Annotated in this window: 24 protein-coding genes; 13 read left to right on the forward strand and 11 right to left on the reverse strand. The window is 51.5% G+C overall.

Features of this window, described 5'->3' with window-relative positions; genetic code table 11:
* Positions 1-8 precede the first annotated feature (8 nt).
* The 9 genes from MN202_RS02895 to ygfZ form a co-directional block, all read right to left on the reverse strand.
* Entirely contained in the window at positions 9-935 is a 927-nt protein-coding gene (locus MN202_RS02895) for a helix-turn-helix transcriptional regulator (protein WP_335734586.1), read from the reverse strand.
* Positions 932-1,258 (reverse strand): nuclear transport factor 2 family protein, encoded by a 327-nt coding sequence (locus tag MN202_RS02900; RefSeq protein WP_335734587.1) that lies wholly within the window; start codon positions 1,256-1,258, stop codon positions 932-934. Before MN202_RS02900 ends, MN202_RS02895 begins: the two co-directional genes overlap by 4 nt.
* Before the next feature lie 161 nt (positions 1,259-1,419).
* The gene (gene dbpA, locus MN202_RS02905) at positions 1,420-2,796 is read right to left on the reverse strand and encodes an ATP-dependent RNA helicase DbpA (RefSeq protein ID WP_335734588.1); all 1,377 of its coding nucleotides are present in this window, start codon (positions 2,794-2,796) and stop codon (positions 1,420-1,422) included.
* 273 nt (positions 2,797-3,069) lie between these two features.
* Entirely contained in the window at positions 3,070-4,383 is a 1,314-nt protein-coding gene (locus MN202_RS02910; protein WP_335734589.1) for an amidohydrolase, read from the reverse strand.
* A 94-nt stretch (positions 4,384-4,477) separates the two neighbouring features.
* Complete coding sequence (locus MN202_RS02915) at positions 4,478-4,909, reverse strand: bactofilin family protein (RefSeq protein WP_335734590.1); 432 nt, start codon at positions 4,907-4,909, stop codon at positions 4,478-4,480.
* On the reverse strand, positions 4,813-5,763 hold the full coding sequence (locus MN202_RS02920) for a M23 family metallopeptidase (RefSeq protein WP_335734591.1): 951 nt from the start codon (positions 5,761-5,763) through the stop codon (positions 4,813-4,815). Before MN202_RS02920 ends, MN202_RS02915 begins: the two co-directional genes overlap by 97 nt.
* Before the next feature lie 102 nt (positions 5,764-5,865).
* Positions 5,866-6,876 carry a DUF2804 domain-containing protein gene (locus tag MN202_RS02925; RefSeq protein ID WP_335734592.1) on the reverse strand — a complete coding sequence of 337 codons (1,011 nt, stop codon included), beginning with the start codon at positions 6,874-6,876 and terminating at the stop codon, positions 5,866-5,868.
* A gap of 42 nt (positions 6,877-6,918) precedes the next feature.
* A complete protein-coding gene (locus MN202_RS02930; protein ID WP_335734593.1) occupies positions 6,919-7,404 on the reverse strand; it encodes an FKBP-type peptidyl-prolyl cis-trans isomerase in 486 nt (161 codons plus the stop codon).
* Positions 7,405-7,414: 10 nt separating this feature from the next.
* Positions 7,415-8,455, reverse strand: a complete 1,041-nt coding sequence (ygfZ, locus tag MN202_RS02935) for a tRNA-modifying protein YgfZ (RefSeq protein ID WP_335734594.1) — start codon at positions 8,453-8,455, stop codon at positions 7,415-7,417.
* A gap of 84 nt (positions 8,456-8,539) precedes the next feature.
* Here ygfZ and MN202_RS02940 point away from each other — a divergent pair, with 84 nt between their 5' ends.
* Positions 8,540-8,791 (forward strand): FAD assembly factor SdhE, encoded by a 252-nt coding sequence (locus tag MN202_RS02940; protein ID WP_335734595.1) that lies wholly within the window; start codon positions 8,540-8,542, stop codon positions 8,789-8,791.
* Complete coding sequence (locus MN202_RS02945) at positions 8,778-9,197, forward strand: protein YgfX (protein WP_418333865.1); 420 nt, start codon at positions 8,778-8,780, stop codon at positions 9,195-9,197. The genes MN202_RS02940 and MN202_RS02945 overlap by 14 nt, the downstream gene beginning before the upstream one ends.
* A gap of 8 nt (positions 9,198-9,205) precedes the next feature.
* On the opposite strand, the gene nadB is transcribed toward MN202_RS02945, so the two are convergent.
* Positions 9,206-10,810, reverse strand: a complete 1,605-nt coding sequence (gene nadB, locus MN202_RS02950) for an L-aspartate oxidase (RefSeq protein ID WP_335734596.1) — start codon at positions 10,808-10,810, stop codon at positions 9,206-9,208.
* A gap of 148 nt (positions 10,811-10,958) precedes the next feature.
* Here nadB and rpoE point away from each other — a divergent pair, with 148 nt between their 5' ends.
* The 11 genes from rpoE (at position 10,959) to acpS (ending at position 19,922) form a co-directional block, all read left to right on the forward strand.
* Positions 10,959-11,534, forward strand: a complete 576-nt coding sequence (rpoE, locus tag MN202_RS02955) for an RNA polymerase sigma factor RpoE (protein ID WP_335734597.1) — start codon at positions 10,959-10,961, stop codon at positions 11,532-11,534.
* Positions 11,535-11,575: 41 nt separating this feature from the next.
* Entirely contained in the window at positions 11,576-12,190 is a 615-nt protein-coding gene (locus MN202_RS02960; protein WP_335734598.1) for a sigma-E factor negative regulatory protein, read from the forward strand.
* Positions 12,191-12,192: 2 nt separating this feature from the next.
* The gene (locus tag MN202_RS02965) at positions 12,193-13,122 is read left to right on the forward strand and encodes a MucB/RseB C-terminal domain-containing protein (RefSeq protein ID WP_335734599.1); all 930 of its coding nucleotides are present in this window, start codon (positions 12,193-12,195) and stop codon (positions 13,120-13,122) included.
* A complete protein-coding gene (locus tag MN202_RS02970) occupies positions 13,122-13,568 on the forward strand; it encodes a SoxR reducing system RseC family protein (protein WP_335734600.1) in 447 nt (148 codons plus the stop codon). Before MN202_RS02965 ends, MN202_RS02970 begins: the two co-directional genes overlap by 1 nt.
* Before the next feature lie 171 nt (positions 13,569-13,739).
* Positions 13,740-15,539 carry a translation elongation factor 4 gene (gene lepA, locus MN202_RS02975; RefSeq protein WP_335734601.1) on the forward strand — a complete coding sequence of 600 codons (1,800 nt, stop codon included), beginning with the start codon at positions 13,740-13,742 and terminating at the stop codon, positions 15,537-15,539.
* A gap of 15 nt (positions 15,540-15,554) precedes the next feature.
* Positions 15,555-16,478, forward strand: coding sequence for a signal peptidase I (gene lepB, locus MN202_RS02980; protein WP_335734602.1), 924 nt, complete (start codon positions 15,555-15,557; stop codon positions 16,476-16,478).
* A gap of 31 nt (positions 16,479-16,509) precedes the next feature.
* A complete protein-coding gene (rnc, locus tag MN202_RS02985) occupies positions 16,510-17,184 on the forward strand; it encodes a ribonuclease III (protein ID WP_335734603.1) in 675 nt (224 codons plus the stop codon).
* Positions 17,174-18,082: a GTPase Era gene (gene era / locus MN202_RS02990; protein ID WP_335734604.1), complete on the forward strand. Its 909-nt coding sequence runs from the start codon at positions 17,174-17,176 to the stop codon at positions 18,080-18,082. The genes rnc and era overlap by 11 nt, the downstream gene beginning before the upstream one ends.
* A gap of 5 nt (positions 18,083-18,087) precedes the next feature.
* Positions 18,088-18,774 (forward strand): DNA repair protein RecO, encoded by a 687-nt coding sequence (recO, locus tag MN202_RS02995; protein ID WP_335734605.1) that lies wholly within the window; start codon positions 18,088-18,090, stop codon positions 18,772-18,774.
* A 20-nt stretch (positions 18,775-18,794) separates the two neighbouring features.
* The gene (gene pdxJ, locus MN202_RS03000; RefSeq protein WP_335734606.1) at positions 18,795-19,529 is read left to right on the forward strand and encodes a pyridoxine 5'-phosphate synthase; all 735 of its coding nucleotides are present in this window, start codon (positions 18,795-18,797) and stop codon (positions 19,527-19,529) included.
* Positions 19,530-19,922: a holo-ACP synthase gene (gene acpS, locus MN202_RS03005; RefSeq protein ID WP_335734607.1), complete on the forward strand. Its 393-nt coding sequence runs from the start codon at positions 19,530-19,532 to the stop codon at positions 19,920-19,922. It abuts the gene before it with no gap.
* Positions 19,923-19,936: 14 nt separating this feature from the next.
* Here acpS and MN202_RS03010 read toward each other — a convergent pair whose 3' ends face one another.
* Entirely contained in the window at positions 19,937-22,621 is a 2,685-nt protein-coding gene (locus MN202_RS03010) for a response regulator (RefSeq protein ID WP_335734608.1), read from the reverse strand.
* Positions 22,622-22,686: the final 65 nt, after the last annotated feature.

Here is a 22,686-nt window from a genome sequence, read left to right on the forward strand (position 1 = left end):
TATAACGGCTAAGCATACTGCGCCAGTATGGCTGTGCTTTGCCGGCGTATTTCGCTGACCAGCTCTGCCGGTTCTATTACCTGTGCACTGTTACCCAAACTGAGCAGCCAACTGGCCAGACTGCTCCAGTCACTGCTGTTTAGCGTCAGCTCAACCTTTGCCGCCGTTTGCACTTCGTGGCTAATGCCTTGCCACCATTCCCGTTTTGCGCGATCGGCCGCTACCGCAGTAAACCTTACCCGGGCGCGCAGCGGTGCTTGTGGAATGCTTTGGCGAATAAAGTTTTGTGCATCGAAGTCGCCACGGCTGGTTACGGTGTCGCTTAATAATGTCAACTGGCTAATGCGGTCGGTACGAAAGTCGCGGTAAGCATTGCGTAGCCGGCACCAGGCAATAAAATGCCAACGGCCAAGATAAAACAGTAAACCAGCCGGTTCAGCTACACGCTTACTTAACGTTAAGTCGGCTTTTTGATAACTAAGCTGCACCAGCTGCTGACGGGCAATGGCTTGCTGTAATACGCTAAGATCGGCCTGCATTGGCGGCGTATTCGCCGGCGTAGCCATAGCGCGCGCAAGATGTTCCAGCCGCTGTTTTGCATCAGGTGGTAATACCGATTTCACTTTATCCAGCGCACTTTGCATCAGCTGCAGGTAGCTTTGGCTGGTCATGCGCTGTGCCAGCATTAAGCCGGTACTCAGCGCCATGGCTTCCTGCTCGGAAAAATTCACCGGTGGCAGCATATAGCCTTTCATTAGTCGGTAGCCCAGGCCGGTTTCAGCCAGTACCGGTACGCCGGCCTCGGCCAGCGCTGCCAGATCACGATAAATAGTGCGCACACTCAGGCCAAAATGCTCGGCCATCATCTCGGCCGTGCAATAGCGCCGGCTTTGTAAATACAAAATAAGGGCTAACAGCCGATCTACCCGGTTCATGTGCTCTGGCTCTGTACTATTAAGCGGCTTATTTTGCCATCTTGCAGCGCGAATACAAACTGACAATCAGCCGTGGCGTTAACGGCGCTGTGCCAGCGGGTTTGCAAATAAAACTCACCACAATGACGGCGTACGGCGGTAATTTCCAATTGAAGCCGGGCGGGCTGTTGCTGCTGCCAGCTTAAGATGCCGGCATGGCCAACCCAGACTTGGTTTTGTGCCAGCACTACAGCTTCGGGGTCAAAAAATGCTAAGGCGGTGGCGGTATCATGGCTATTTTGCGCCTGAATAAACTGCGCAATGGCGGGTTCGAGCTGTTGCATGGCAATATCCTCAGAAAATAGACAAGGCTATTCTGCGCCAGTGTACTGACAACCCTATGTCAGTAGCAAAACAGATTTATGCTTATTTTTCAGTGAGGATGACCAGTGTGAATGTCAGCCGGGCAGAGTAAATGTTCTGCCCGCTGCTATTGTGTTGCGGTTTACAGTGCGCGGGCGCGGATGCTTTTACCTTTAATTTTACCCTGTTGGATTAACTGCAGCGCCAGTTTTACCGCACTGCGTTTTACTGCGACAAAGCTCCAGATATCGTGTAGCTGAATTTTGCCTAAGTCGTCATTGGTTAGTTGTTTACTGGCGGTTAAAGCGCCGACAATATCACCGGCGCGGATTTTATGCTTTTTACCACCATCCAGCTGCAACGTCGCCATCAGTGGTTTGGCCGGTGCCTGTGCTGCTGTTGGCGGTAACTCGGCTGGCTCAATTTTTATGCCCAGGCCATCTTCCAGCGTTACCAGCTTACCGGCATCACTTGCGGTAAACAGGCTTAAAGCAATACCACTCTGGCCGGCGCGGCCGGTGCGTCCGATACGGTGGGTATGAGTATCGGCATCATGCGCCAACTGATAGTTAAATACGGCATCAACACTGCTGATGTCCAGGCCGCGGGCGGCAACGTCGGTGGCGACTAAAATACAGGCGCTGCCATTGGCAAACTGCACTAAAGTTTGGTCGCGATCTTTTTGCTCCATATCGCCATGCAGTGCCAGGACGCTAAAACCAAAAGCATGCAGTGCATCGGCTACATCCTGGGTTTCGCGTTTGGTATTACAAAACACCATGCTGCTTTGGCCCTGATAGCTAAGCAGTAACTGGCGCAGTGCATCTAAGCGCACTGCGTTGTCAGTGATCTGAAAAAACTGCTGTTGGATACTGCTGGTATTATGCTGCTCCGCTACCGTGACGCGCAGCGGGTTAGTGAGTAACCGCTCACTTAGCTTGGCAATGGCTGCAGGGTAGGTGGCGCTAAACAACAGGGTTTGCCGCGCGCTTGGCGCTTTGGCGATAACAGCGTCTAAATCGGCCTGGAAGCCCATTTCCAGCATACGGTCGGCTTCATCCAATACCAGGGTGGTTAAATCGTCCAGCCGTAAACGGTCTTTATCCAGGTGATCTATTACCCGGCCCGGTGTGCCAACAATAATATGGGCGCCGTGCTCCAGTGAGCCAATTTGCGGGCCAATAGGCACGCCGCCGCACAGGGTTAATATTTTAATATTGTGAATGCTGCGTGCCAGTTTGCGCAGCTCTGCCGCTACCTGATCGGCCAGTTCGCGGGTAGGGCACAGCACTAAAGTTTGTACCCGGAAAAACTTAACATCCAGTTTGGCCAGCAGGCCTAAACCAAAGGCAGCCGTTTTGCCTGAGCCGGTTTTTGCCTGGGCAATCACATCCTGGCCGTTAAGAATGGCCGGCAGCGCCTGCGCCTGAATGTCTGTCATGCTGTTATAGCCAAGATCGGCAAGGTTGCTGACAAGGGCGTCGGGTAAAGCCAGGCTGGAAAACGAGGTGTTGCTCATGCTGTTGCTCCGCAAAATTAAATACTGCGGGCTAATGCCTGCAAAAGGGGCGGCATTGTAGCAGAAAGCAATGCAAATGCACCTGTCGCTGCTGAAAAAATCAGCAGTGACAGGTGCTTTCTGCTTATTTGGATGGTCAGCCTGATTATATCGGCGGAACCGGATTACCATAAGCTAACCGTTGCAGGCCAGGATGGCCGAATCGAGCCCCCAGGGATGGGTTCACGGCGTGTTAGCGTTGGTAAACCGGTTTCGCAATGCTACTAAACCTGATTACGCCTTCGGCATTAAATCCAACAGTGCAATAACGGTTGCTTCCACGCCTTTAGTTACCGCTGGTTCCGGGCTGATTTTAAACAGCGGGCTGTGGTGGCTGGGTACGGCCGGGCCGCCGGCTTTTTCGGCAGCAAAATCTGCTGCCGGGGTGCCGCCTACCGCAAAATAGGTGCTGGGGATATAGGGCTCAGTGGTAAAAAACGGGAAGTCTTCCGCGCCCATGCCTAAACGTTTGTAACTGGCATCAAACACCGCCTGGCCCATCTGCGTTGCCCAGGCTTTTTTCAGCCGCTGTGTTAGCGGAATATCGTTAACGGTTGGCGGCGTGGGTTCATCGCTGATAAGCACTTCCGGCAGTTTATCTTCCGGCAGGCCAGCAGCGCGGCCTAAATTTTCCGCTACCCGTTTTATCGCTGCTATCAGGTACTCACGGGTTTCCCAGCTGTCGTTACGCACGGTTAGCTGCAAATGGGCTTTGTCGGAAATAATATTGTGCTTGGTACCGCTGTGAAAGGCACCAACAGTAATCAGCGCCGGCTCTTTTGGTGCAATTTCGCGGCTGACAATGGTTTGCAGCGCCATAACAATTTGTGCGCCCAGCACAATTGGATCTTTACCACGGTGCGGACTGGCGCCGTGGGCACCAACACCGTGCACGATAATATCGACACTATCTACGCCAGAGTAGGGTGAGCCTTCTACGGCGACAATTTTGCCGGCTTCAATTTCTGAGGAGACATGAAACGCCAGCGCATAATCCGGCTGGCCAAAGCGGCCCCATATATTATCTTCCATCATGCCTTTAGCACCACCGACACGCTCTTCAGCCGGCTGGCCCACCAGCATCAGCGTGCCGGACCAGTTATCTTTCATCGCAGCCATGCGCCGGGCAGTACCGACCAGGCTGGTAATGTGCACATCGTGACCACAGGCATGCATGACCGCCACATCGTTACCGTCCCAGTCGGTTTGTCTGGCTTTAGACGCATAAGGCAGGCCGGATTTTTCCTCAACCGGCAGGCCGTCCATATCGGCGCGCATCATCACCAGCGGGCCGGGGCCGTTTTTCAGCATGGCTACCACGCCGGTTTTGCCCACGCCTTCGGTGACGTCAAAGCCGGCAGCACGCAGCTCTGCAGCCAGCCGTTTAGCGGTTTGGGTTTCCATATGCGACAGTTCAGGGTGTTGGTGAAAGTGCTTAAACAGCGCGCCAAGATGTTGCTGGTAGTCGTGTTTAATGCTGCTGGCCAAATCGGCAGCAGTGGCGGAAAAACTGCAACTTAATACGATAGCAATGAGGGTTTTGTTCATCAGTGATTAGCCTTGGTAACACAGTAGCTTCTAAACTAGCGCTACCCCGGCTAAAACACCAATCTTTGCGGCTAACGGCATAAAGCCGGCGATATTAGCCTTTATCTGCGGCTTTATCCTGTAACTGGGCGTTTTTTTTCTGTTCGTTCTTCGGCAGGCTCACAACATCTTCATTGCTGGTGGGCAGGGTTTTACCGAGGAAACTACCACCACGTTCGATACTTAAATCATCACAGTGAATGGTGCCGTGCGCTTTGCCTTGTGGCAGGATCTCGACACTGTTGGCATAACATTCACCGTCATATAAGCCATTAATGATTATTTTATCGGCAGTGACTTCGCCTTTGATGCGCCCGGAAGCACTAATGACGAGCGTGCGATCGCAGGCAATCTTGCCCTCGACATAGCCATCGACCTGGATGTCGCCGCTTAGTCTGACGTGGCCGTTAACTGTACATCCTTGTGCGATGACAGTAGTAACTGAGTGCTTGCCTTCGTTTCCAGCATGCTTACCAAAGAGTCCCATTTAATGCTCCTTTCCTTTTCAAATACCAGATCGAAGTTACTGGCATCCCAGTCCATAAAGTTCTGTGGGTTCAGCGCCCGATCAAGGAAATGTACTTCATAATGTAGATGTGGTGCGGTAGAGAGCCCGGTATTACCCGATGTGGCAATCAACTCGCCTTTATAAACAAAATGGCCGGATTTAACTTTAAATTCGTCCAGGTGAGCATATAAGGTAGAAAAACCAAAGGCATGGCGTATTTTCAGTAAGTTGCCATAGCCTTGTTTGTTTGGCCGTACCACTTCTACCACACCATCTGCCGGGGCATAAATGGGGGTACCGCGATTGGCCGATAAATCGACACCTTTATGGTGCTGCTGCTTGCCAACTATAGGGTGGCTGCGTAAGCCAAAGCGTGACGAGCGACGGCTGAATTCAAGCGGTGAGCCATTAGGCACCAGTTGTAACATGGTCTGGCGGGCGACTGAGTTTACAGAAGCAGTATCGAGGCGGTTTTCCAGATCCTGCTGATATTGCTGCTCTAACCCTAACGCCAGCTCAATTTCACCGACCCGGTTTACTACCCGCAGCATTTCATCTTGTTTAAAGTTAAGTTCTTGTTCCAGTTCAGATTTACTGCTTTGTAGCAGTGCAATTTCTTGCCGAAGCGTTGTGGCTTGTTGCGACAGATGCTGTCGTTGCAACTGACTTTTGTCTACGCTGCGTAGCAGATAATCGATGACACCGGCGGTGATCACTAGGCCAAACAGCAGTAGCCACAAGGCAATTATAGCGTTACGTTTGAACAGCTTACTGATATTGAAATGGCGTGTACCATTGATAGTCGACACGGAGATGATAATGCGATCTTTCATTCGGGCCTGTAATTAATTCAATGGTAGTCGATTGCACAAGAGGCTAAAAATATGTGGCTTTGCCGCTGCTGTCAAGAAATTACTGCCAGTGCTAACAGGCTGTTACCAACGGGCAAAATGGTCTTCAGCCAGGCCGGGTACTTGATCTAACTGCAGTTTTTCACCGTTTTGCAGTCTGATACTGCCGGTGAAAGTGCCGCAGTACTGGCGGAAATTACTGGCCAAAAAGCCAAAATTTAACCGTTCACGCCGGCATTGTTGCGGGCTGAAGTACAAGTCTACAGCAGCATCGTGACTGCAATAGTGCCAGGGTTGCTCGGGTTGTTGCCGGTTTAGTTTGATCCTGACGGCAGGTAACAATTGCCGGCTGCCATTGAGCCACAGACAGTTTTCATTATCGCCGGTTTCGTTGACACCAGAGGCCAGATTTAAGCCAAAACGGCCTTGTGGCAACAGTGCACTGATACTGCCCCAGCGCCAACTGGTTTCGCGGCGCATATAGCCGGCAGAAAAATCATAGCCTGCCAGAGCACAGGTTAAATCCAGCGCTTGGTTGCGATACTGTAACTGGCCACTGACATCCAGGGCGTTATGCTTTTGTGTGTAGGTCCAGCCGTTGTAGCCGGTGGGAGTACAAAGAGCCAGTGGCATGCTGCCGGGGGCGGCTGTCAGATTGATATCGCCTTGCAGCAAGCTGCCGCTCAGTTTTAGCTGCCAGTTTAAGCCCTGTGGCGTTAGTTGAATATGCTGCTTGCCATTAAACAACGCTGTGCCGCTGACAGGCGACGCACTCATGCTGACACCGATACTTAAGGGTTTAAGCTGGCTTACTTCATCCAGTTGCTGGCTGTTGCGGTTAAAAAAGTAGCAGAAGCTGTTGGCCGCGTAGCGAATGTCAGCAATGGCGACGCCAATTTGCCAGTCGGCATGGCACAGGCTGACAAACTGAAACTGCTTAAAGTGAAAATAGCGTGCCAAACCTGAGGCTGGCTTGTCCATTACGGTACGGTAGTCAAACCGATGTAACATTAAATCGGTAACCGGGCTGGCAAAGTGGCCAAACTGCGGTTGGCCGTCGCTGTCGATCAGCGCTGTGGCTATAAGTGTCGTCATGTTATTGTCTGCACCACCTTTGCAGGTGGTGCAACGGCTAACTTAGTGACCGGCGTGGCCATCAATGCCATGTACATGGCCGTGTGCCAGTTCTTCTTCAGTGGCGTCGCGTACCAGTACTACTTCTACGCTAAAGCTTAAATCGATACCGGCCAGTGGATGGTTGCCGTCGACAACGACTTCATCGTCGGTAACGTCCAGCACTATTACGGATTGTTCGTGGCCATCTGGCCCGGCGGCGCGAAAACGCATGCCAACCGCAACGTCCATACCGTCAAACATTGACTTGGGTACGGCCTGCGTCAACGCATCATGGCGCTCGCCATAGGCATCCGCCGCAGCGATGCTGGCGGTAAATTTATCTCCGGCTGATTTGCCGGCCAGAGCCTGCTCTAAGCCCGGGATCAGTGCGCCGTGGCCAAATAAAAAGACTAAAGGCTCGCCGCCTGCCGATGTATCCAGTTCGTTGCCTTTGGTATCGGCTACGGTGTAGTGCATGGCGACAACTTTGTCCTGAGAAATGGTCATGAAAACCTCTTTAATTTAACGAATAGGGTAACGGTTCAATGCGCAGTAGCGGGGCACTGTCGCTGCTAAGCCGTAACGTGTCTGCCGCTGTTGTGTCGTTGGGTAACACTGCTATTAACCACAGTTGGTTGTTGATATTTGCAGCATTAACGACCTGGCCGGTGCGGCGCCAGTTTTCACCTAGTTGTATTTCAATGGCGCTGCCGGCAACGGGCGATTCATCGGTTTGCGCACTAAGGATATAAGCGGCTCTTTTATTGCCGCCACGGTACTTTAACCGGGCTACCGTTTCCTGGCCGATATAACAGCCTTTAGTAAAGCTGATTGCATCGAGTGCCTGTAAGTTAAGCATCTGTGGCACCAGCTCGCCAATTAAAGCCTGTTCGAGATAGCTAAAACCTTGCTGAATATGCTGCGCCAGCCAGACGGTAGGTGCTGCAAAGGGCAATGGCTGCTGCATCAGTGCCTTAGCGTCGTCCAGACTGGTTAACAACAACAAATGCCCGGCGCTCAGCGCCAGCAACCGGTAACTACCGTGCCGGTATAACTGACCGGCACTGATAGTGCTGCTGTCAAAGGTAAAACCCAGTTGCTGCAACAAAGGGCTGACGTTGGGGCCACCAATACCAAACACGGCAAAATGCGCCTGACCAGGCTCGAAGCTTACTTTGGAGAATACACCAAATTTTTTCCATTGCGCGTAGGACGCCGCCATCTCATCACGAAAGGCAATAGCGATCAGCTTGTCAGCATCAGCCAACAGATAAAACTGTGACCACATCTTTCCTTTGGCATCACAATGGGCACCGTGTAAAAAGTTATCCTCGGTTAAACTGTTAACGTCACAGGTGGTTTGCCCTTGCAGGTACTTGCGATTGTCAACACCGGACAGGGTCAGACAATCAAACGCCGGCAAAGGTGAAATAAAGGCGCCGCTGGGCTGGCTGGACAGCGCAGCGTAATGTTCGGCAGTTAACCAGGATGTATGCATAGTGGTAATATCTGTATCGCGCTGAAGATCAATAGCACTATCATTGGGGGAAAGCAGCAAAAGCTCAACCCCGCAGGCAGATTTTTGTTAGAATTCGCGCCGATATCGCCATGGTGCACACAGCAGTCACTTTGAAGGAAGACTATGACAGAGTTAATGATTAAACCAAGACTACGCTGGGCATGCCGCCGCGGCATGCTGGAGCTTGATGTATTGCTGGCACCTTTTGTTGAGCAAGGCTATGACGCCTTGTCGCTGCAGCAAAAGCGTGATTTTGAACGCTTACTGGCGTGTGATGATCCAGACTTATTTGCCTGGTTTATGGGGCACGCCAAATCTGACGATGCAGCTTTGCAGGCATTGGTTACGTTGATCCTGGATCGTGTCCGCGTTTAACATTTGCCTTAAACCTTCACGCTGGTATCAAGCCGGATTGTTGCTGCTGGCAGTGTTGCCGGTGTTGATTATGGCATTAACACCGGCACCCTGGCCGGTATTGCTGCTGTTGGCGGCATTGTGCCTGTGGTTTTACAGCAGTTGGTACGCCAGGTTTCAGGCTAGTCACGCCACGGCACAGTTAACCTTACAGCAAAACCACCTGCATTGGTTTGTGCCGGCGCTGGGTAGTGCTACTTTGTGCCAGGGCGGTGTGGTAAGCCAGCATATGCTGAAACTGTGCTGGCGACAGGACAATAGCCAGCATCCTGCGCAGCTTTGGGTCTTTGCCGATCAATGCAGTGACAGCGAATTTCGGGCGCTGGCGCGGGCAGTTAACCAATGCAACTGGCCCGGTGGCCGTTAACCCGAGCTTTACTGCGGGGGTTGTAATACGCTGGGGCCGCTGTCAGGCAACAACGCCGGGTAATCCAGATTATAATGCAGGCCGCGGCTTTCCTTGCGCTGCATGGCACAGCGGATAATCAACTCCGCTACCTGTACCAGATTACGCAGCTCCAGTAAGTTATGGCTGATACGAAAATGGCTGTAGTAATCATGAATTTCACGCTTTAACAGCTCTACCCGGTGTAGCGCACGTTCCAGGCGTTTATTGGTACGCACTATGCCGACGTAGTCCCACATAAACAACCGCAGTTCATGCCAGTTGTGGGTGATGACAACTTCTTCGTCCGAGTCGCTAACGCGACTGTCATCCCACACCGGCAACGCCGGCAACTCACTGTTGCTATCGAGCTGACTCAATATACGCTGCGCCGCTGCCCGGGCAAAGACTACGCATTCGAGCAATGAATTACTGGCCATCCGGTTAGCACCATGTAAGCCGGTGTAGGCCACTTCACCCACCGCATACAGGTTGCTGATGTCGGTCTGGCCGTTAAGGTTGGTCATGACGCCGCCACAGGTATAGTGTGCTGCCGGTACCACCGGTATCGGTTGGCGGGTAATGTCGATACCGACACTTAAGCATTTGGCATAAATTGTCGGGAAGTGCTCAATAATAAAATCTTTTGGCTGATGGCTGATATCCAGGTAAACGCAGTTCGCGCCCAGACGTTTCATCTCATAATCGATAGCGCGGGCGACAATATCGCGTGGCGCTAATTCGGCTCTTTCATCAAAATCGGGCATAAAGCGGCTGCCATCTGGCCGCTTTAAATAGGCGCCTTCACCACGCATGGCTTCGGTAATTAAAAAATTCGGCGCATCCGGATGGTACAGGCTGGTAGGGTGAAACTGGTTAAATTCCATGTTGGCTACCCGGCAACCGGCGCGCCAGGCCATAGCAATGCCATCACCACTGGCGACATCAGGGTTACTGGTATACAAATAAACTTTGCTGGCGCCGCCGGTAGCCAGGGCGGTAAAACGAGAACGCACCAGCTCTACTTTGGCGGCGCTTTTGTTCCAGACATAGGCACCATAGCACTGCTTGGGATCCCGGCCTATTTTGCGGCCGTTAATCAGATCTATGGCGTTGTAGTTTTCCAGTAAGCGAATATTCGGATGGGCTTTAACCTGAGCCACCAACGTAATTTGTACTGCCTGGCCGGTAGCGTCGGCGGCGTGCAAAATGCGTCTGTGGCTGTGTCCACCTTCGCGGGTTAAATGGTATTTCAGGCTGCCATCTTCATCGCGGTACTGATCAAACGGAACACCCTGGGCTATCAGCCATTCCATAGCTGCTTTGGCATGGCCGGCCGTATATTGTACCGCAGTGCTATCACATAAACCGGCACCGGCAATCAGGGTGTCATCGACATGCGAGGCGATGCTGTCATTTTCATCAAATACCGCCGCAATGCCGCCCTGGGCGTAAAGGGTCGAACCTTCGCGCAACGGGCCTTTACTAAGTACAATAACCTGAGCCTGCTCGGCCAGTTGCAGTGCCAGCGACAGGCCGGCGGCACCGCTGCCAACAATTAATACATCACACAGATATTCTTTTGCTTGCATCATGCGATACACTTGCCATCAGTTGAAGTCGGGCTATTGTAGCTTTTTTGTCATCGTTAGCAGAACTATTTCTGTCATCGCCGGTCCTAAGGTGACGCTAGACCAGCGCCAGTGCGGATCAGAATTAGTATTACAGGGGATAAGCTCAGATATGAGCGAGCAAGAATTGGACTGGCAGATTGTCCAGCGTGTACAACAAGGCGACAAAGCGGCGTTTAATGTATTGGTGCGAAAATATCAGCATCGTATTGCGAACTTAATTTCGCGTTACGTCTCTAACCACGGAGACGTAGCAGATGTAGCCCAGGAAGCCTTTATTAAAGCTTACCGCGCTATTCCCGGTTTTCGCGGTGAAAGTGCGTTTTATACCTGGCTCTACCGTATTGCGGTAAACAGTGCTAAAAATTACCTTGTTGCCAATGGTCGTAAGCCTCCGGCAACAGATGTAGACGCAGAAGATGCCGAATATTACGACGGCAGTGATGCATTAAAAGAGCAGGATTCACCAGAAAAACTGTTGTTATCTGATGAAATCCGTAATGTGGTGTTTAGCACCATTGAAAAACTGCCCGACGAGCTGCGCACTGCGATAACATTGCGTGAACTGGAAGGGTTAAGCTACGAAGAAATTGCGGATGTGATGGGCTGCCCTATAGGTACAGTCAGAAGCCGTATCTTCCGGGCGCGTGAAGCAATTGATCTGCAGCTTAAGCCGTTAATAAGCTAGCAGTGATGGTAACAACCAGTAATTTAAAGACAGGAAACATTATGTCGTCAGAACATCAGCAATGGCTCTCTGCTGCCAGCGATAATCAACCGCTGACAAAAGCGCAGCTTGACCAGCTATTAGCCGACAGCGAGTTACAGCAGCAACTGGACCGCTATCAGCTGGTCGGGGCAGTCCTGCGACGGGAGCAAAGCCCGTTAAACGCCGATTTTGCGACCGATTTTGCCAACCTGTTGGCTGACGAGCCCGAGTATCATTTAAACAGTTCCCGCAGTTTGTCGCAGCGTGTACGCCAGTTTGTGGTACAGGCGGCAAATGGCAGCTGGTTGCAGCCGGTGGCGCAAGGCGCCGTCGCCGCAGGTGTTGCCGTGTTAGCCGTTATTGGTATGCAGCAATATCAGCAACCGCAAACAGATGTGACTTCGCCATTACCGGTATTGCATACCCAACCTATAGGGGGGTTTTATACCCCGGTTAGCTTAAGTCAAACCACAGTCGAAGACCGTTTTGCTGAGCAGGAGCGCCAGGCTATGCTGGAACAACAGCAACGTTTGCAAGTACTGTTAAACGCCCATCGCCAGCAGGTCAGGGTGATGGAGCAGTCTCGTCAGGCCAGCCAGACCACGGAAAGAAGCGAACAGCAACCTGAGCAATGAGCATGCGATTTACTGGCTTTTGTAGTGCCTTAATCTTAGTTAGCCTGTCAGCCGCCGCGTCGGCTGAACAGACTGCCTGGGATTTGTTTGATAAAGTGCAGCATGCGGTAAAGCAATATAATTTTGATGCGTCTTTTGTGGTACTAAAAGGCACCAAAGTAGACACTTACCGTTGGTTGCATGGTAAAACCGAGCAACATGAGATTGAACATTTAATCCCGCTTGATACCAGTGGCGTTGATATACTGCGCCGCGATGCGTTGGTGTATTACCTCCTGGCCGACCGGCCGCCTTTTGTTACCCGCAGCGACAGTATTGCCGAGTTACCGGCGGTATTGTTTGAGCCGCGGGCCAATATTGAACAATTGTACCATGCGGTAGCTGGCAGTAACTCGGTGATGTCGGGTCGCACAGCGCAGTTACTGCGCCTGACGGCAAAAGACAATGGCCGCTATGATTACTGGCTCTGGCTGGATGATCAAACCGGTTTTCCATTACGCATAGATACTATGTCAGAGCAGCAAAATGCACTGGAGCGCTGGTTAGTTACCCATATGCAGATTGCTCCGCAATTGCCAGAAGGCTTAGTCGCCTTACTGCAGACTGACTTACCCGCGGCGCCGGAGCTGGCTACTGCAACTAATGTGACCGGTAAAAGCCATCAGTTAAACTGGTTACCGCAGGGTTATACCGAGGTGTCAGAGCCTGCAGCCTTGCCACAATTGGATAGCAATCTGCTAAGTTACTGGCTGCTTAGCGATGGCCTGCATCAGGTATCGGTATTTGTCCAGAATTCGCAGCGCTTACCGACACAAGCCTATCGTGATGGTGCGACCACTATCTATGTACAAAGCGGTAGTCAGGTCGAAGTAACCGTGATAGGTCCGGTTAGTATTGATACGGCCCGGCAACTGGCAGCGGCTGTGCATTAATGGTTGAAGAAATTGCCACTGTGGTGGCCACCCAAGCCGGCGGCGTCTGGCTCACCACCACACCTGTAGGCACTTGCAATGCTTGTCAGGTCAGCAGCGACTGTGGCACCGGTATCGTTACCAAGGCCATGACACCGCGTCAGCAACGCTTTTTTTTAGCCACCCAATTGCCGTTGTTAGCCGGTGAGCAGGTGCGTATAGGTGTAGCGGAGCAGAGTCTGGTTAATGCCGCTTTATTGGTTTACCTGCTACCGCTGGTATTGCTGTTAGCCGGCGCTTTAGTTGGCACTGCCGCCGCTTTGCCTGAAGCCTTGGTAATCTTAGTGTCTTTTGCGGCGGCAGCGCTTGGCTTTGCTGTGGCGCGCTGGTATGGGCAGCGGCAGGATACGGCGCAGCAAATTCACATTCTGGCGGTATTACCGGCATTAAAGGTAAACCAGGCCTAAACTCGCCGACGAAGAGGGCGTCTGCTGTGATGAAGAACACATAGCAAGCTGACGCCGGATAGAGTACAATTCGCGCTAATTTATCGGAATAACCCGCGTTAGCGCTGGAGGTTGCAACTTGTTATTACCAAGTTTGCTGCTTCGCCTAATGCTTACAGTTTTGCGGACAACATGCCTAAACTTAATCACATCAGAAACTTTTCAATTATCGCCCATATCGACCATGGTAAATCAACACTGTCAGATCGGTTAATTCAGTATTGTGGTGGTTTGTCTGACCGCGAAATGCAGCAACAGGTGCTGGATTCAATGGATCTGGAGCGTGAACGCGGTATTACCATTAAAGCGCAGAGTGTTACGCTGTATTACAAAGCCGATGACGGTGAAACCTATCAGCTGAACTTTATCGATACGCCGGGCCACGTTGACTTTACCTATGAAGTAAGCCGCTCGCTGGCTGCCTGTGAAGGCGCTTTGTTGGTTGTTGACGCCGGCCAGGGTGTTGAAGCGCAAACGGTAGCCAATTGCTATACCGCGCTGGACATGAACCTGGAAGTATTACCGGTACTGAACAAAATTGACTTACCGCAGGCCGATCCGGATCGTGTGGCGCAGGAAATTGAAGATATTATTGGTATTGAAGCTGTGGGTGCTGTGCAGTGTTCTGCCAAAACCGGCCTGGGTATCAAAGATGTGCTGGAAACCATTGTAAAGAAAATTCCAGCGCCGGAAGGTGAGCCGGAACAGCCGACTCAGGCGTTGATCATCGATTCCTGGTTTGATGCCTATCAGGGCGTAGTGTCGCTGGTGCGGGTAAAGCACGGCAGCATTAAAGCCAAAGACAAAATTAAAGTCATGTCGACCGGCCAGACGTATGAAGTTGACAAAGTGGGGGTGTTCAGCCCCAAAGCAACGAATACCGGTGAGTTGAAAACCGGTGAAGTAGGCTTTGTTATTGCCGGTATAAAAGAAATTAAAGGTGCGCCTGTTGGCGATACGCTAACCTTGGCGAAGCACAGCGCTGAAAAACCCTTACCTGGTTTTAAACGTATAAAACCGCAGGTTTATGCCGGCGTGTTTCCGGTGTCCAGTGACGATTACGAAGATTTTCGTGATGCGCTGGCAAAGCTGAGCCTGAACGACTCGTCATTATTTTATGAGCCAGAAAACTCCGGCGCTCTGGGTTTTGGTTTCCGCATTGGTTTCCTCGGCATGTTGCACATGGAAATTATTCAGGAACGTTTAGAGCGCGAGTACGATCTGGATCTGATCACCACGGCACCAACAGTAGTGTACGAAGTGGTGAAAAAGAACGGCGATCTGGTGATGGTAGATAACCCCAGCGCGCTGCCGGCAGTAAACGATATTGATGAAATTCGCGAACCTATCGTCGAAGCGCATATTCTGGTGCCGCAAGAATATCTGGGTAACGTTATTACCCTGTGTATCGAAAAACGTGGTGTGCAAACCAATATGCTGTATCACGGCCGCCAGGTAGCTGTCACTTATGAGCTGCCAATGGCTGAAGTGGTAATGGATTTCTTTGACCGCTTAAAATCGACCAGCCGTGGCTATGCATCACTGGACTATAGTTTTAAACGGTTCCAGACCTCGAATATGCAGCGGGTAGATATATTAATTAACGGCGAACGGGTTGATGCGCTGGCGATTATCAGCCACATTGATTTTGCACAGGGCCGTGGCCGTGAACTGGCTGAAAAGTTAAAAGAGCTGATCCCGCGGCAGATGTTTGATATCGCTATTCAGGCAGCTATCGGCAACCATGTTATCGCCCGTACTACTATTAAGCAGATGCGTAAAAACGTATTGGCGAAATGTTATGGTGGCGACGTTAGCCGGAAGAAAAAACTGCTGCAAAAGCAGAAAGAAGGTAAAAAGCGCATGAAGCAGGTGGGTAACGTTGAAGTGCCGCAAGAGGCATTCCTCGCCATTCTGAAAGTCGGTAAATAAATATAAGGGTTTGACATGGCAGGTTATTTTGCTATTTTTCTGGTGCTGTTAACGCTGGCCTGTGGCCTGATCTGGCTGTTGGACAAGTTTGTGCTGGCGCCAAAACGTCAACAACAACTGGTTATGGCTCAGTCTGCTGCCGGTGGCCAGCTGTCACTTGAAGCTTCAGAAACTGTGCTAAAAGAGCCACAGCTGATTGAAACGGCAAAATCTATTTTTCCGGTCATTGCGCTGATCACCATTTTCCGCTCTTTTATCTATGAACCTTTTCAGATCCCGTCCGGCTCAATGATGCCAACGCTGTTGGTGGGCGATTTTATTCTGGTAGAAAAGTTTTCCTATGATGTGAAAGACCCGGTATGGCGTAAAACCCTGTACAGCAATAACACACCACAGCGCGGTGATGTAGCGGTATTTAAATACCCGGAACAACCTACGGTTGACTATATAAAGCGGGTAATAGGTTTGCCGGGTGACCGGGTTATTTACCGCAACAAACAACTCTATATTGAAAAAGCCTGTACCGCAGCAGAGCAAACCGATTGCGGTAAGCTGGAAGCAGTTGCAATAACATTGAAAAACGAAGGTGAATTTTTCCAGGAGTTGTATCCACAACGCCGTTACACCGAGCAATTAGCCGATGTTGCCCATGATATTTTGCAAACTCCGGCCAAACGCGAGCACATGGAGTTTTTCTTTAAACAGAACGATACCGCGATAGACGAGTTTATTGTGCCGGCCGATCACTACTTTGTGCTGGGCGATAACCGTGACAACAGCCGTGATGGCCGGTTCTGGGGCTTTGTGCCGGCAGACAATATGGTTGGCAAGGCGGTATTTATCTGGATGAGTTTTGAATTTAATGATGACCCAAACAGCTGGATACCTGGCTGGGTGCCAACCGGCATCAGGTTTGAGCGGCTTGGTGCTATTCACTAATCCCGCCTGGTCATCTTGCTAAGAGACAAGCATGCAAAAATCGTTAACCCCTTTGATGGCCCGGCTGGGCCATCAGTTTCATCAGCCGGCTCTGCTGGAGCAGGCACTGACACACCGTAGCTGTAAAGGCCAACACAATGAGCGGCTGGAGTTTCTTGGCGACGCCATACTCAGCTTAGTGATTGCAGAAACCCTGTATGCCAACTTTCCCAAAGCCCGCGAAGGCGACCTGACCCGTATGCGTGCTGCATTGGTTAAAGGTGTGACGCTGGCAGAAATAGCGCAAGAGCTGCAATTGTCTGAGTATCTGCGACTTGGCCCGGGTGAACTTAAAAGCGGCGGTTTTCGTCGCGAATCTATTCTGGCCGATGTAGTAGAAGCCATTTTAGGGGCTATTTACCTTGATGCCGGTATGGACGTCTGTAAGGCGCGTATTTTGCTGTGGTTTGGCAGCCGGCTGCAGACGATCACGCCAGGTGAGCAGAAAGACTCGAAAACCCTGTTGCAGGAATATCTGCAAGGGCTACGCTTAGCCTTGCCGGTCTATGATGTCATTGCCACGGCCGGCGAGGCGCATCAGCAAACCTTTACTGTGCGTTGTACCATAGCAGGCATGGCCCCTTTTAGCGCTACCGGCAGTTCACGCCGCAAGGCAGAGCAGGACGCCGCTCAGATGGCGTTGGAAAAAATCAAGCATGACAGATAACAGTCAAACGCCTACTTACGCTGCTTTGGTGGCAATTGTTGGCCGGCCCAATGTTGGCAAATCTACCTTGCTAAACAAACTGGTTGGGCAAAAAGTCAGTATTACGTCAAAAAAGCCGCAGACCACCCGCCATCGCATTGTTGGTATTGATACGCGCGACAACTATCAAACGGTATATGTTGATACGCCGGGGCTGCACATAGAAGAAAAACGCGCCATTAACCGGCTGATGAACAAAGCGGCAGCCAGCTCGATTCTGGACGTTGAGTTTGTATTGTTTGTGGTAGAAGGCACCCGCTGGACCGACGATGATCAAATGGTGCTTAACCGACTGATTGCGGCGAAAAAACCAGTGATCCTGGTGGTGAATAAAGTCGATTTGTATCGTGACAAAGATACCTTATTACCACACCTGCAGTGGCTTGGCAGTCAGCTTAATTTTGTTGATGTGGTGCCGCTGTCTGCCGAAACCGGCGACAACGTAGAAGCCTTGCGCACTGTGGTACATAAGCATTTGCCTGTGTGCGAATTTTTCTTTCCGGATGACTATGTCACCGATCGGTCAATGCGTTTTATGGCGGCTGAAATAGTGCGCGAGAAACTTATGCGTTTTCTCGGCGATGAATTGCCCTATTCGGTCACCGTAGAGATTGAACGCTTTAAGTGGGAAGAAAAACATTATCACATTGCAGCTCTGGTATTGGTGGAGCGCGACAGCCAGAAACGCATGGTTATCGGCAATAAAGGCGAGCGGATAAAAACCATAGCCACAGAGGCGCGGCTTGATATGGCCTCGATGTTAGAGCAACCGGTATTTTTGCAGGTGTGGGTGAAGGTGAAATCGGGCTGGGCCGACGATGAACGTGCCCTGCGCAGCCTGGGCTATGGTGAAGATTAACCCCTGTGGCTGACAGCTCGCTTTGGCCCGGTTTTATTCTGCACAGCCGTGCACTGGGTGAAGACAAACTGATCTTACAGTTGCTGTTGGCCGAGCATGGCCGTTTGTCGGCAGTGGTACGTAAAAAACAAGGCAAGCGTCGGCTGGCATTGCAACCGTTTCAGCTGTTTATGCTGCAGCTGACTGGCCGCACAGAACTAAAAACAGTGCGGAGCATTGAAGAAGCCAGCCCGGCGCTGTTATACAGCGGCACTGTGCTGTACAGCGGGCTCTATTTAAATGAACTGCTGTGCCGGCTGTGGCCGGATAACCTGGCGTCAGAGCAGTTGTTTCAGTTGTATCAGCACAGTTTGCAGCAGTTACTGCTGGTGCAGCAGGAAAAAGCTGAACTGGAACCCTGCTTGCGCAGTTTCGAGTTTGCGCTGTTAAGTGAGCTGGGCTTACCTATCGACTGGCTAACCGATAGCGACGGTCAGCCGATATCCGCTCAGGGGCATTATCAATGGCTGAATGAGCAGGGATTTGTGGCTGCCACTCAGGGCTACCCCGGTAGCCATTTACTGGCCATAGCAGACAACAATTGGCAGCACCCTGATACCCGGCGCAGTGCCAAACTTTTAAGCAGACAATTACTGGCACCGTTGCTGGGAGGTAAACCTCTGGCCAGCCGGGCCTTATTTGAACAACGTTAAGCAGAAGTCCGGAGTAAGACATGTCTAATCCCATTTTTCTTGGTGTCAATATCGACCATGTCGCAACCCTGCGTCAGGCACGTGGTACCTACTACCCTGAACCGGTGCATGCTGCACTGGTCGCCGAGCAGGCCGGAGCCGACGGTATTACCGTGCACCTGCGCGAAGATCGCCGGCATATTGTTGACCGCGATGTATTTATTTTGCGGGACACTATCGCGACCCGGTTAAATTTTGAGATGGCAGTGACCGACGAAATGCTGGCTATTGCAGCTAAGTTAAAGCCGCATTTTGCCTGTTTTGTGCCCGAGAAACGCCAGGAGCTGACCACTGAAGGTGGGTTAGAGGTGGCTGGCCAGCTTAGCCGTATTACCGATGCTGTTAGCCAGATGCATGAGCAGAATATTCTGGTATCTCTGTTTATTGATGCCGATCACCGCCAGATTGAAGCGGCCGCCAGCTCTGGCGCGCCCTATATTGAAATACATACCGGCAAATATGCCGAAAGCAAAGATGCTGCTGTGCAGGCGGCAGAGCTTAAACGCATCAGTGAGGCGGCTGCTTATGCTGCATCGCTCGGGCTTATTGTTAACGCCGGCCATGGCTTGCATTATCATAATGTGCAGCCGATTGCAGCCATACCGCAGATGTACGAACTGAATATCGGCCATGCCATCGTGGCCCGGGCGGTGTTTAGTGGTTTAGATGCTGCGGTGCGTGAAATGAAGCGGCTGATGACAGAGGCGCGCCGCTAAATGGCTATTGCCGGACTGGGTACAGATATCGTCGCAATTGAACGGATTGCCCAAAGTCTGCAGCGCAGCCCGGCACTGATCAAGCGCGTGCTGACACCGGATGAACAGGCTATATTCCAACAGCTTGAACAGCAGCATCCGGCCAATGCCGCGCGCTATTTTGCTAAACGTTTTGCCGCTAAAGAGGCCGCAGCCAAAGCCCTGGGTACCGGTATTGGCCGTGGCGTGTCGTTTCAGCATTTTAATGTCAGTAATAATGCCGCCGGTGCGCCACAACTGCAGTTAACGGGTTATGCCGCTGAGCTGGCGCTGACGCTGGGTATTCAGCATATCTGGTTATCTATTACCGATGAACAGGCCTATGCTGCTGCTACCGTGATCCTGGAACGTTAAGCTGCTATTGCGCTTTACCAGTTCCACAGCCGGCTTTCCTGCCACAATGCCTGCATAACGTCATCCAGCTCCAGAAACTCAGGCTCAAGCTCAGCCAGTGACTTGCCCTGTTTTAGTTGTGTTTCCAGCAGTTCGGCCAGGCTTTTTAACCTGGGCACGCCGGTATAGCAGCAAGCGCCATGTAGTTTATGCACCAGTTGCAGTACCTGTTGGTTATTGTCATCCTGCAGCGCCTGCTGTAAGGCCTGGCAAGTGGGCGCTATGCTGTCCAGCAGCATTTGCAGCATATCTTTAACCAGCGCGGTTTTACCGCCGGCGCGTTCCTGTGCCTGTACCCAATCGACCAGTTTGCTGGCAGGCCAGTCGGTAGAGGCGGCCAGCCGTACCGCCGGACAATATTCCTGCAAACTGCAATACAACATGGTTTCATCCAGTGGCTTGCTTAAAAACTCGTTAAAGCCCAGTGTCAGCAGCCTGGCGCGTTCACCTTCACTGGCCTGGGCGGTAACGGCAATAATGGGCGTATGCTCATTTAATGAGCTTTGCCGGATACGCTGACAGGCGGTAACACCGTCCATTACCGGCATGTTAATGTCCATAAAAATAATGTCGTAGGCATGCTGAGTGGCTTTGTGCCAGGCTATGGCACCATCGCGCGCCGAGTCTATTTGCAGTACATGTTCGGCTAACAGGGTGTTGATCAGTTTCAGGTTGGCTTCGTTATCGTCTACCGTCAGAACTTTTAGATTGCTGCGGGTGCTGCTAACCGGCAACAGCTGTGACTGTTGCTGTTGTTGATAAGGTGCACTTAACGTAGCAGCCAGCTTGCGAATATGCGGTGGTTTTGACAACACCGCATCAGCACCACTGTTGAGCAGTGTTTCACGTAAATGAGGTGATAGCGTATTTACCAGTACACAGTTGTGATCGCAGACGGCATTAATCTGTTCGATCAGGCTAATAACCTGATTAACCTGGTTAATGGCGATAGTGCGGCCGATAAGGCCAATATCGTAGCGCTGTTGTTTGGCTAAGGCTTGCTGCAACTGGCCCTTGGTGGCACAGGCGGTAACCTGCAGGCCCCAGCTGTGCAGCAGGCTCAGGGTGGCTTCGCGCGAATGTTGCTGCGGTTCAAAATACAATATCTGTTTGTTTTCCAGCGCGTCGGTCGGCAGGCTGTCGGCAACCGACAACTGATGGCGCAGACATTTAATGGTAAACCAGAAAGTAGAGCCTTCTGTTTCACGGCTTTCAAAGCCGATATTGCCCGACATCGCTTTTACCAGCCGTTGAGAAATCATCAGACCTAAACCCGAGCCGGTTTGATGGCTGCGTTCAGTTGATGGGCTAAAGCCCTGAAACAACAAGCTTTGCTGCTCTTCACTAATACCGCAGCCGGTGTCCTGTACAGAGCAATGCAGGATCAGTTGGTCTTCATTGAGCAAGGTGGCTGACACGCGGATAACGATGCTGCCATGATCGGTAAATTTAATGGCATTGCCGGCTATGTTCATCAGTATTTGCGTAAAGCGGGCCGGATCGGCGACCAGATCATCCGGGCAGGACGGCTCAACCAGCAACACCAGTTCCAGATGTTTATCAAAGGCATTTGCCGCCAGCAGCTCGGTGGCATCGTGTAATAAATCCCGCAGCGAAAACGGCTCCGGGTTGATAGATAAGCGGCCTTCTTCCAGTTTGGAGAAATCCAGCACGTCATTAACCAGATGCAGCAAACTGTTGGCTGATTTTTGAATGGTGGTCAGATAATCCTGCTGGGCACCGGACAGCCGGGTTTTCAGCAGTTGTCGGGTAAAGCCAATCACCCCGTTTAACGGCGTGCGTAGTTCATGACTCATTTTGGCTAAAAATTCTGATTTTTGCCGGTTTTCTTCCAGCGCTTTGCGCCGGGCAAAATCCAGCTGAATATTCTGTACTTCCAGCTGCTCCATGCTGAGCTGTAAATCACTGGTTATTTGCTCAAACTGTTGTTCGGTTTCCTGTTGTTGTTCCTGCAAGCTGTTACCCAGCTGCTGCAGGCTGTGCTGCAAGGTATTAAGTTCAGTCACGATACTGGCTATTGCCGGGCCAGGCATGGCGCCGTTCACCAGTTGAGTGACTTGCTGGCTAATATTTTGTAGCGGCTTAGTGACCCTGAGCAGCAACCAGTAAGCGGGCAGACACACCAGCAACAGCGCGGCCAGGGCTAACAACAGACCGTATAATACGGCCTGATGCTGTCGCAATTGCAGCTCGGCTATAGGCAACTGCAGCAGCAGGTAGCTGTCGTTGCTGTTATACAGCGGAATATAGAACAATAATTGCTGTTGCTGCTGCAACATCTTGCCGGCTGCGCTCAGCTGGGTACCTGGCGCTAGCAACAGATGATCGTTAAATTGCAACGCATTAGTATGAAACACCGGTTTAGTGGCTGACACCAGGCTGATATTGCTGATATAGGGCGAGTTTTGCTGGTGTGATTGCATTAATAATTGGTTCAGGCTGTCGCTGCTGGTCTGCTGTAGCAAAGCACTGCTGCTCAGCGCCAGTGTCTGGCCAATTTGTCCGGCTTTGCCGGTAAAAGAAAGTGCTAACTCCTGATGGCGAACATAGCTAAAATAACCGGCACAGAATACACTGAGCAGCAAGGCCGGCAGCAGGCTGCACAATAGCAGCCAGGAACGCAGAGTGATTTTCGTCATTGAGGCGGTATAACAGTCAGATCCTTTAGCACGATAATGACACAACCGCGTTCGCTTGCCTATAA

Origin of the sequence: Rheinheimera muenzenbergensis (assembly GCF_036984005.1) — a bacterium.
Taxonomy (GTDB): domain Bacteria; phylum Pseudomonadota; class Gammaproteobacteria; order Enterobacterales; family Alteromonadaceae; genus Alishewanella; species Alishewanella muenzenbergensis.

Coding starts and splice junctions, on each gene's coding strand:
- MN202_RS02895 (WP_335734586.1), bottom strand. CDS start 935: ATGAACCGGGTAGATCGGCTGTTAGCCCTTATTTTGTATTTACAAAGC.
- MN202_RS02900 (WP_335734587.1), bottom strand. CDS start 1,258: ATGCAACAGCTCGAACCCGCCATTGCGCAGTTTATTCAGGCGCAAAAT.
- dbpA (WP_335734588.1), bottom strand. CDS start 2,796: ATGAGCAACACCTCGTTTTCCAGCCTGGCTTTACCCGACGCCCTTGTC.
- MN202_RS02910 (WP_335734589.1), bottom strand. CDS start 4,383: ATGAACAAAACCCTCATTGCTATCGTATTAAGTTGCAGTTTTTCCGCC.
- MN202_RS02915 (WP_335734590.1), bottom strand. CDS start 4,909: ATGGGACTCTTTGGTAAGCATGCTGGAAACGAAGGCAAGCACTCAGTT.
- MN202_RS02920 (WP_335734591.1), bottom strand. CDS start 5,763: ATGAAAGATCGCATTATCATCTCCGTGTCGACTATCAATGGTACACGC.
- MN202_RS02925 (WP_335734592.1), bottom strand. CDS start 6,876: ATGACGACACTTATAGCCACAGCGCTGATCGACAGCGACGGCCAACCG.
- MN202_RS02930 (WP_335734593.1), bottom strand. CDS start 7,404: ATGACCATTTCTCAGGACAAAGTTGTCGCCATGCACTACACCGTAGCC.
- MN202_RS02940 (WP_335734595.1), top strand. CDS start 8,540: ATGACAGAGTTAATGATTAAACCAAGACTACGCTGGGCATGCCGCCGC.
- nadB (WP_335734596.1), bottom strand. CDS start 10,810: ATGATGCAAGCAAAAGAATATCTGTGTGATGTATTAATTGTTGGCAGC.
- rpoE (WP_335734597.1), top strand. CDS start 10,959: ATGAGCGAGCAAGAATTGGACTGGCAGATTGTCCAGCGTGTACAACAA.
- MN202_RS02960 (WP_335734598.1), top strand. CDS start 11,576: ATGTCGTCAGAACATCAGCAATGGCTCTCTGCTGCCAGCGATAATCAA.
- MN202_RS02965 (WP_335734599.1), top strand. CDS start 12,193: ATGCGATTTACTGGCTTTTGTAGTGCCTTAATCTTAGTTAGCCTGTCA.
- MN202_RS02970 (WP_335734600.1), top strand. CDS start 13,122: ATGGTTGAAGAAATTGCCACTGTGGTGGCCACCCAAGCCGGCGGCGTC.
- lepA (WP_335734601.1), top strand. CDS start 13,740: ATGCCTAAACTTAATCACATCAGAAACTTTTCAATTATCGCCCATATC.
- lepB (WP_335734602.1), top strand. CDS start 15,555: ATGGCAGGTTATTTTGCTATTTTTCTGGTGCTGTTAACGCTGGCCTGT.
- rnc (WP_335734603.1), top strand. CDS start 16,510: ATGCAAAAATCGTTAACCCCTTTGATGGCCCGGCTGGGCCATCAGTTT.
- era (WP_335734604.1), top strand. CDS start 17,174: ATGACAGATAACAGTCAAACGCCTACTTACGCTGCTTTGGTGGCAATT.
- pdxJ (WP_335734606.1), top strand. CDS start 18,795: ATGTCTAATCCCATTTTTCTTGGTGTCAATATCGACCATGTCGCAACC.
- acpS (WP_335734607.1), top strand. CDS start 19,530: ATGGCTATTGCCGGACTGGGTACAGATATCGTCGCAATTGAACGGATT.
- MN202_RS03010 (WP_335734608.1), bottom strand. CDS start 22,621: ATGACGAAAATCACTCTGCGTTCCTGGCTGCTATTGTGCAGCCTGCTG.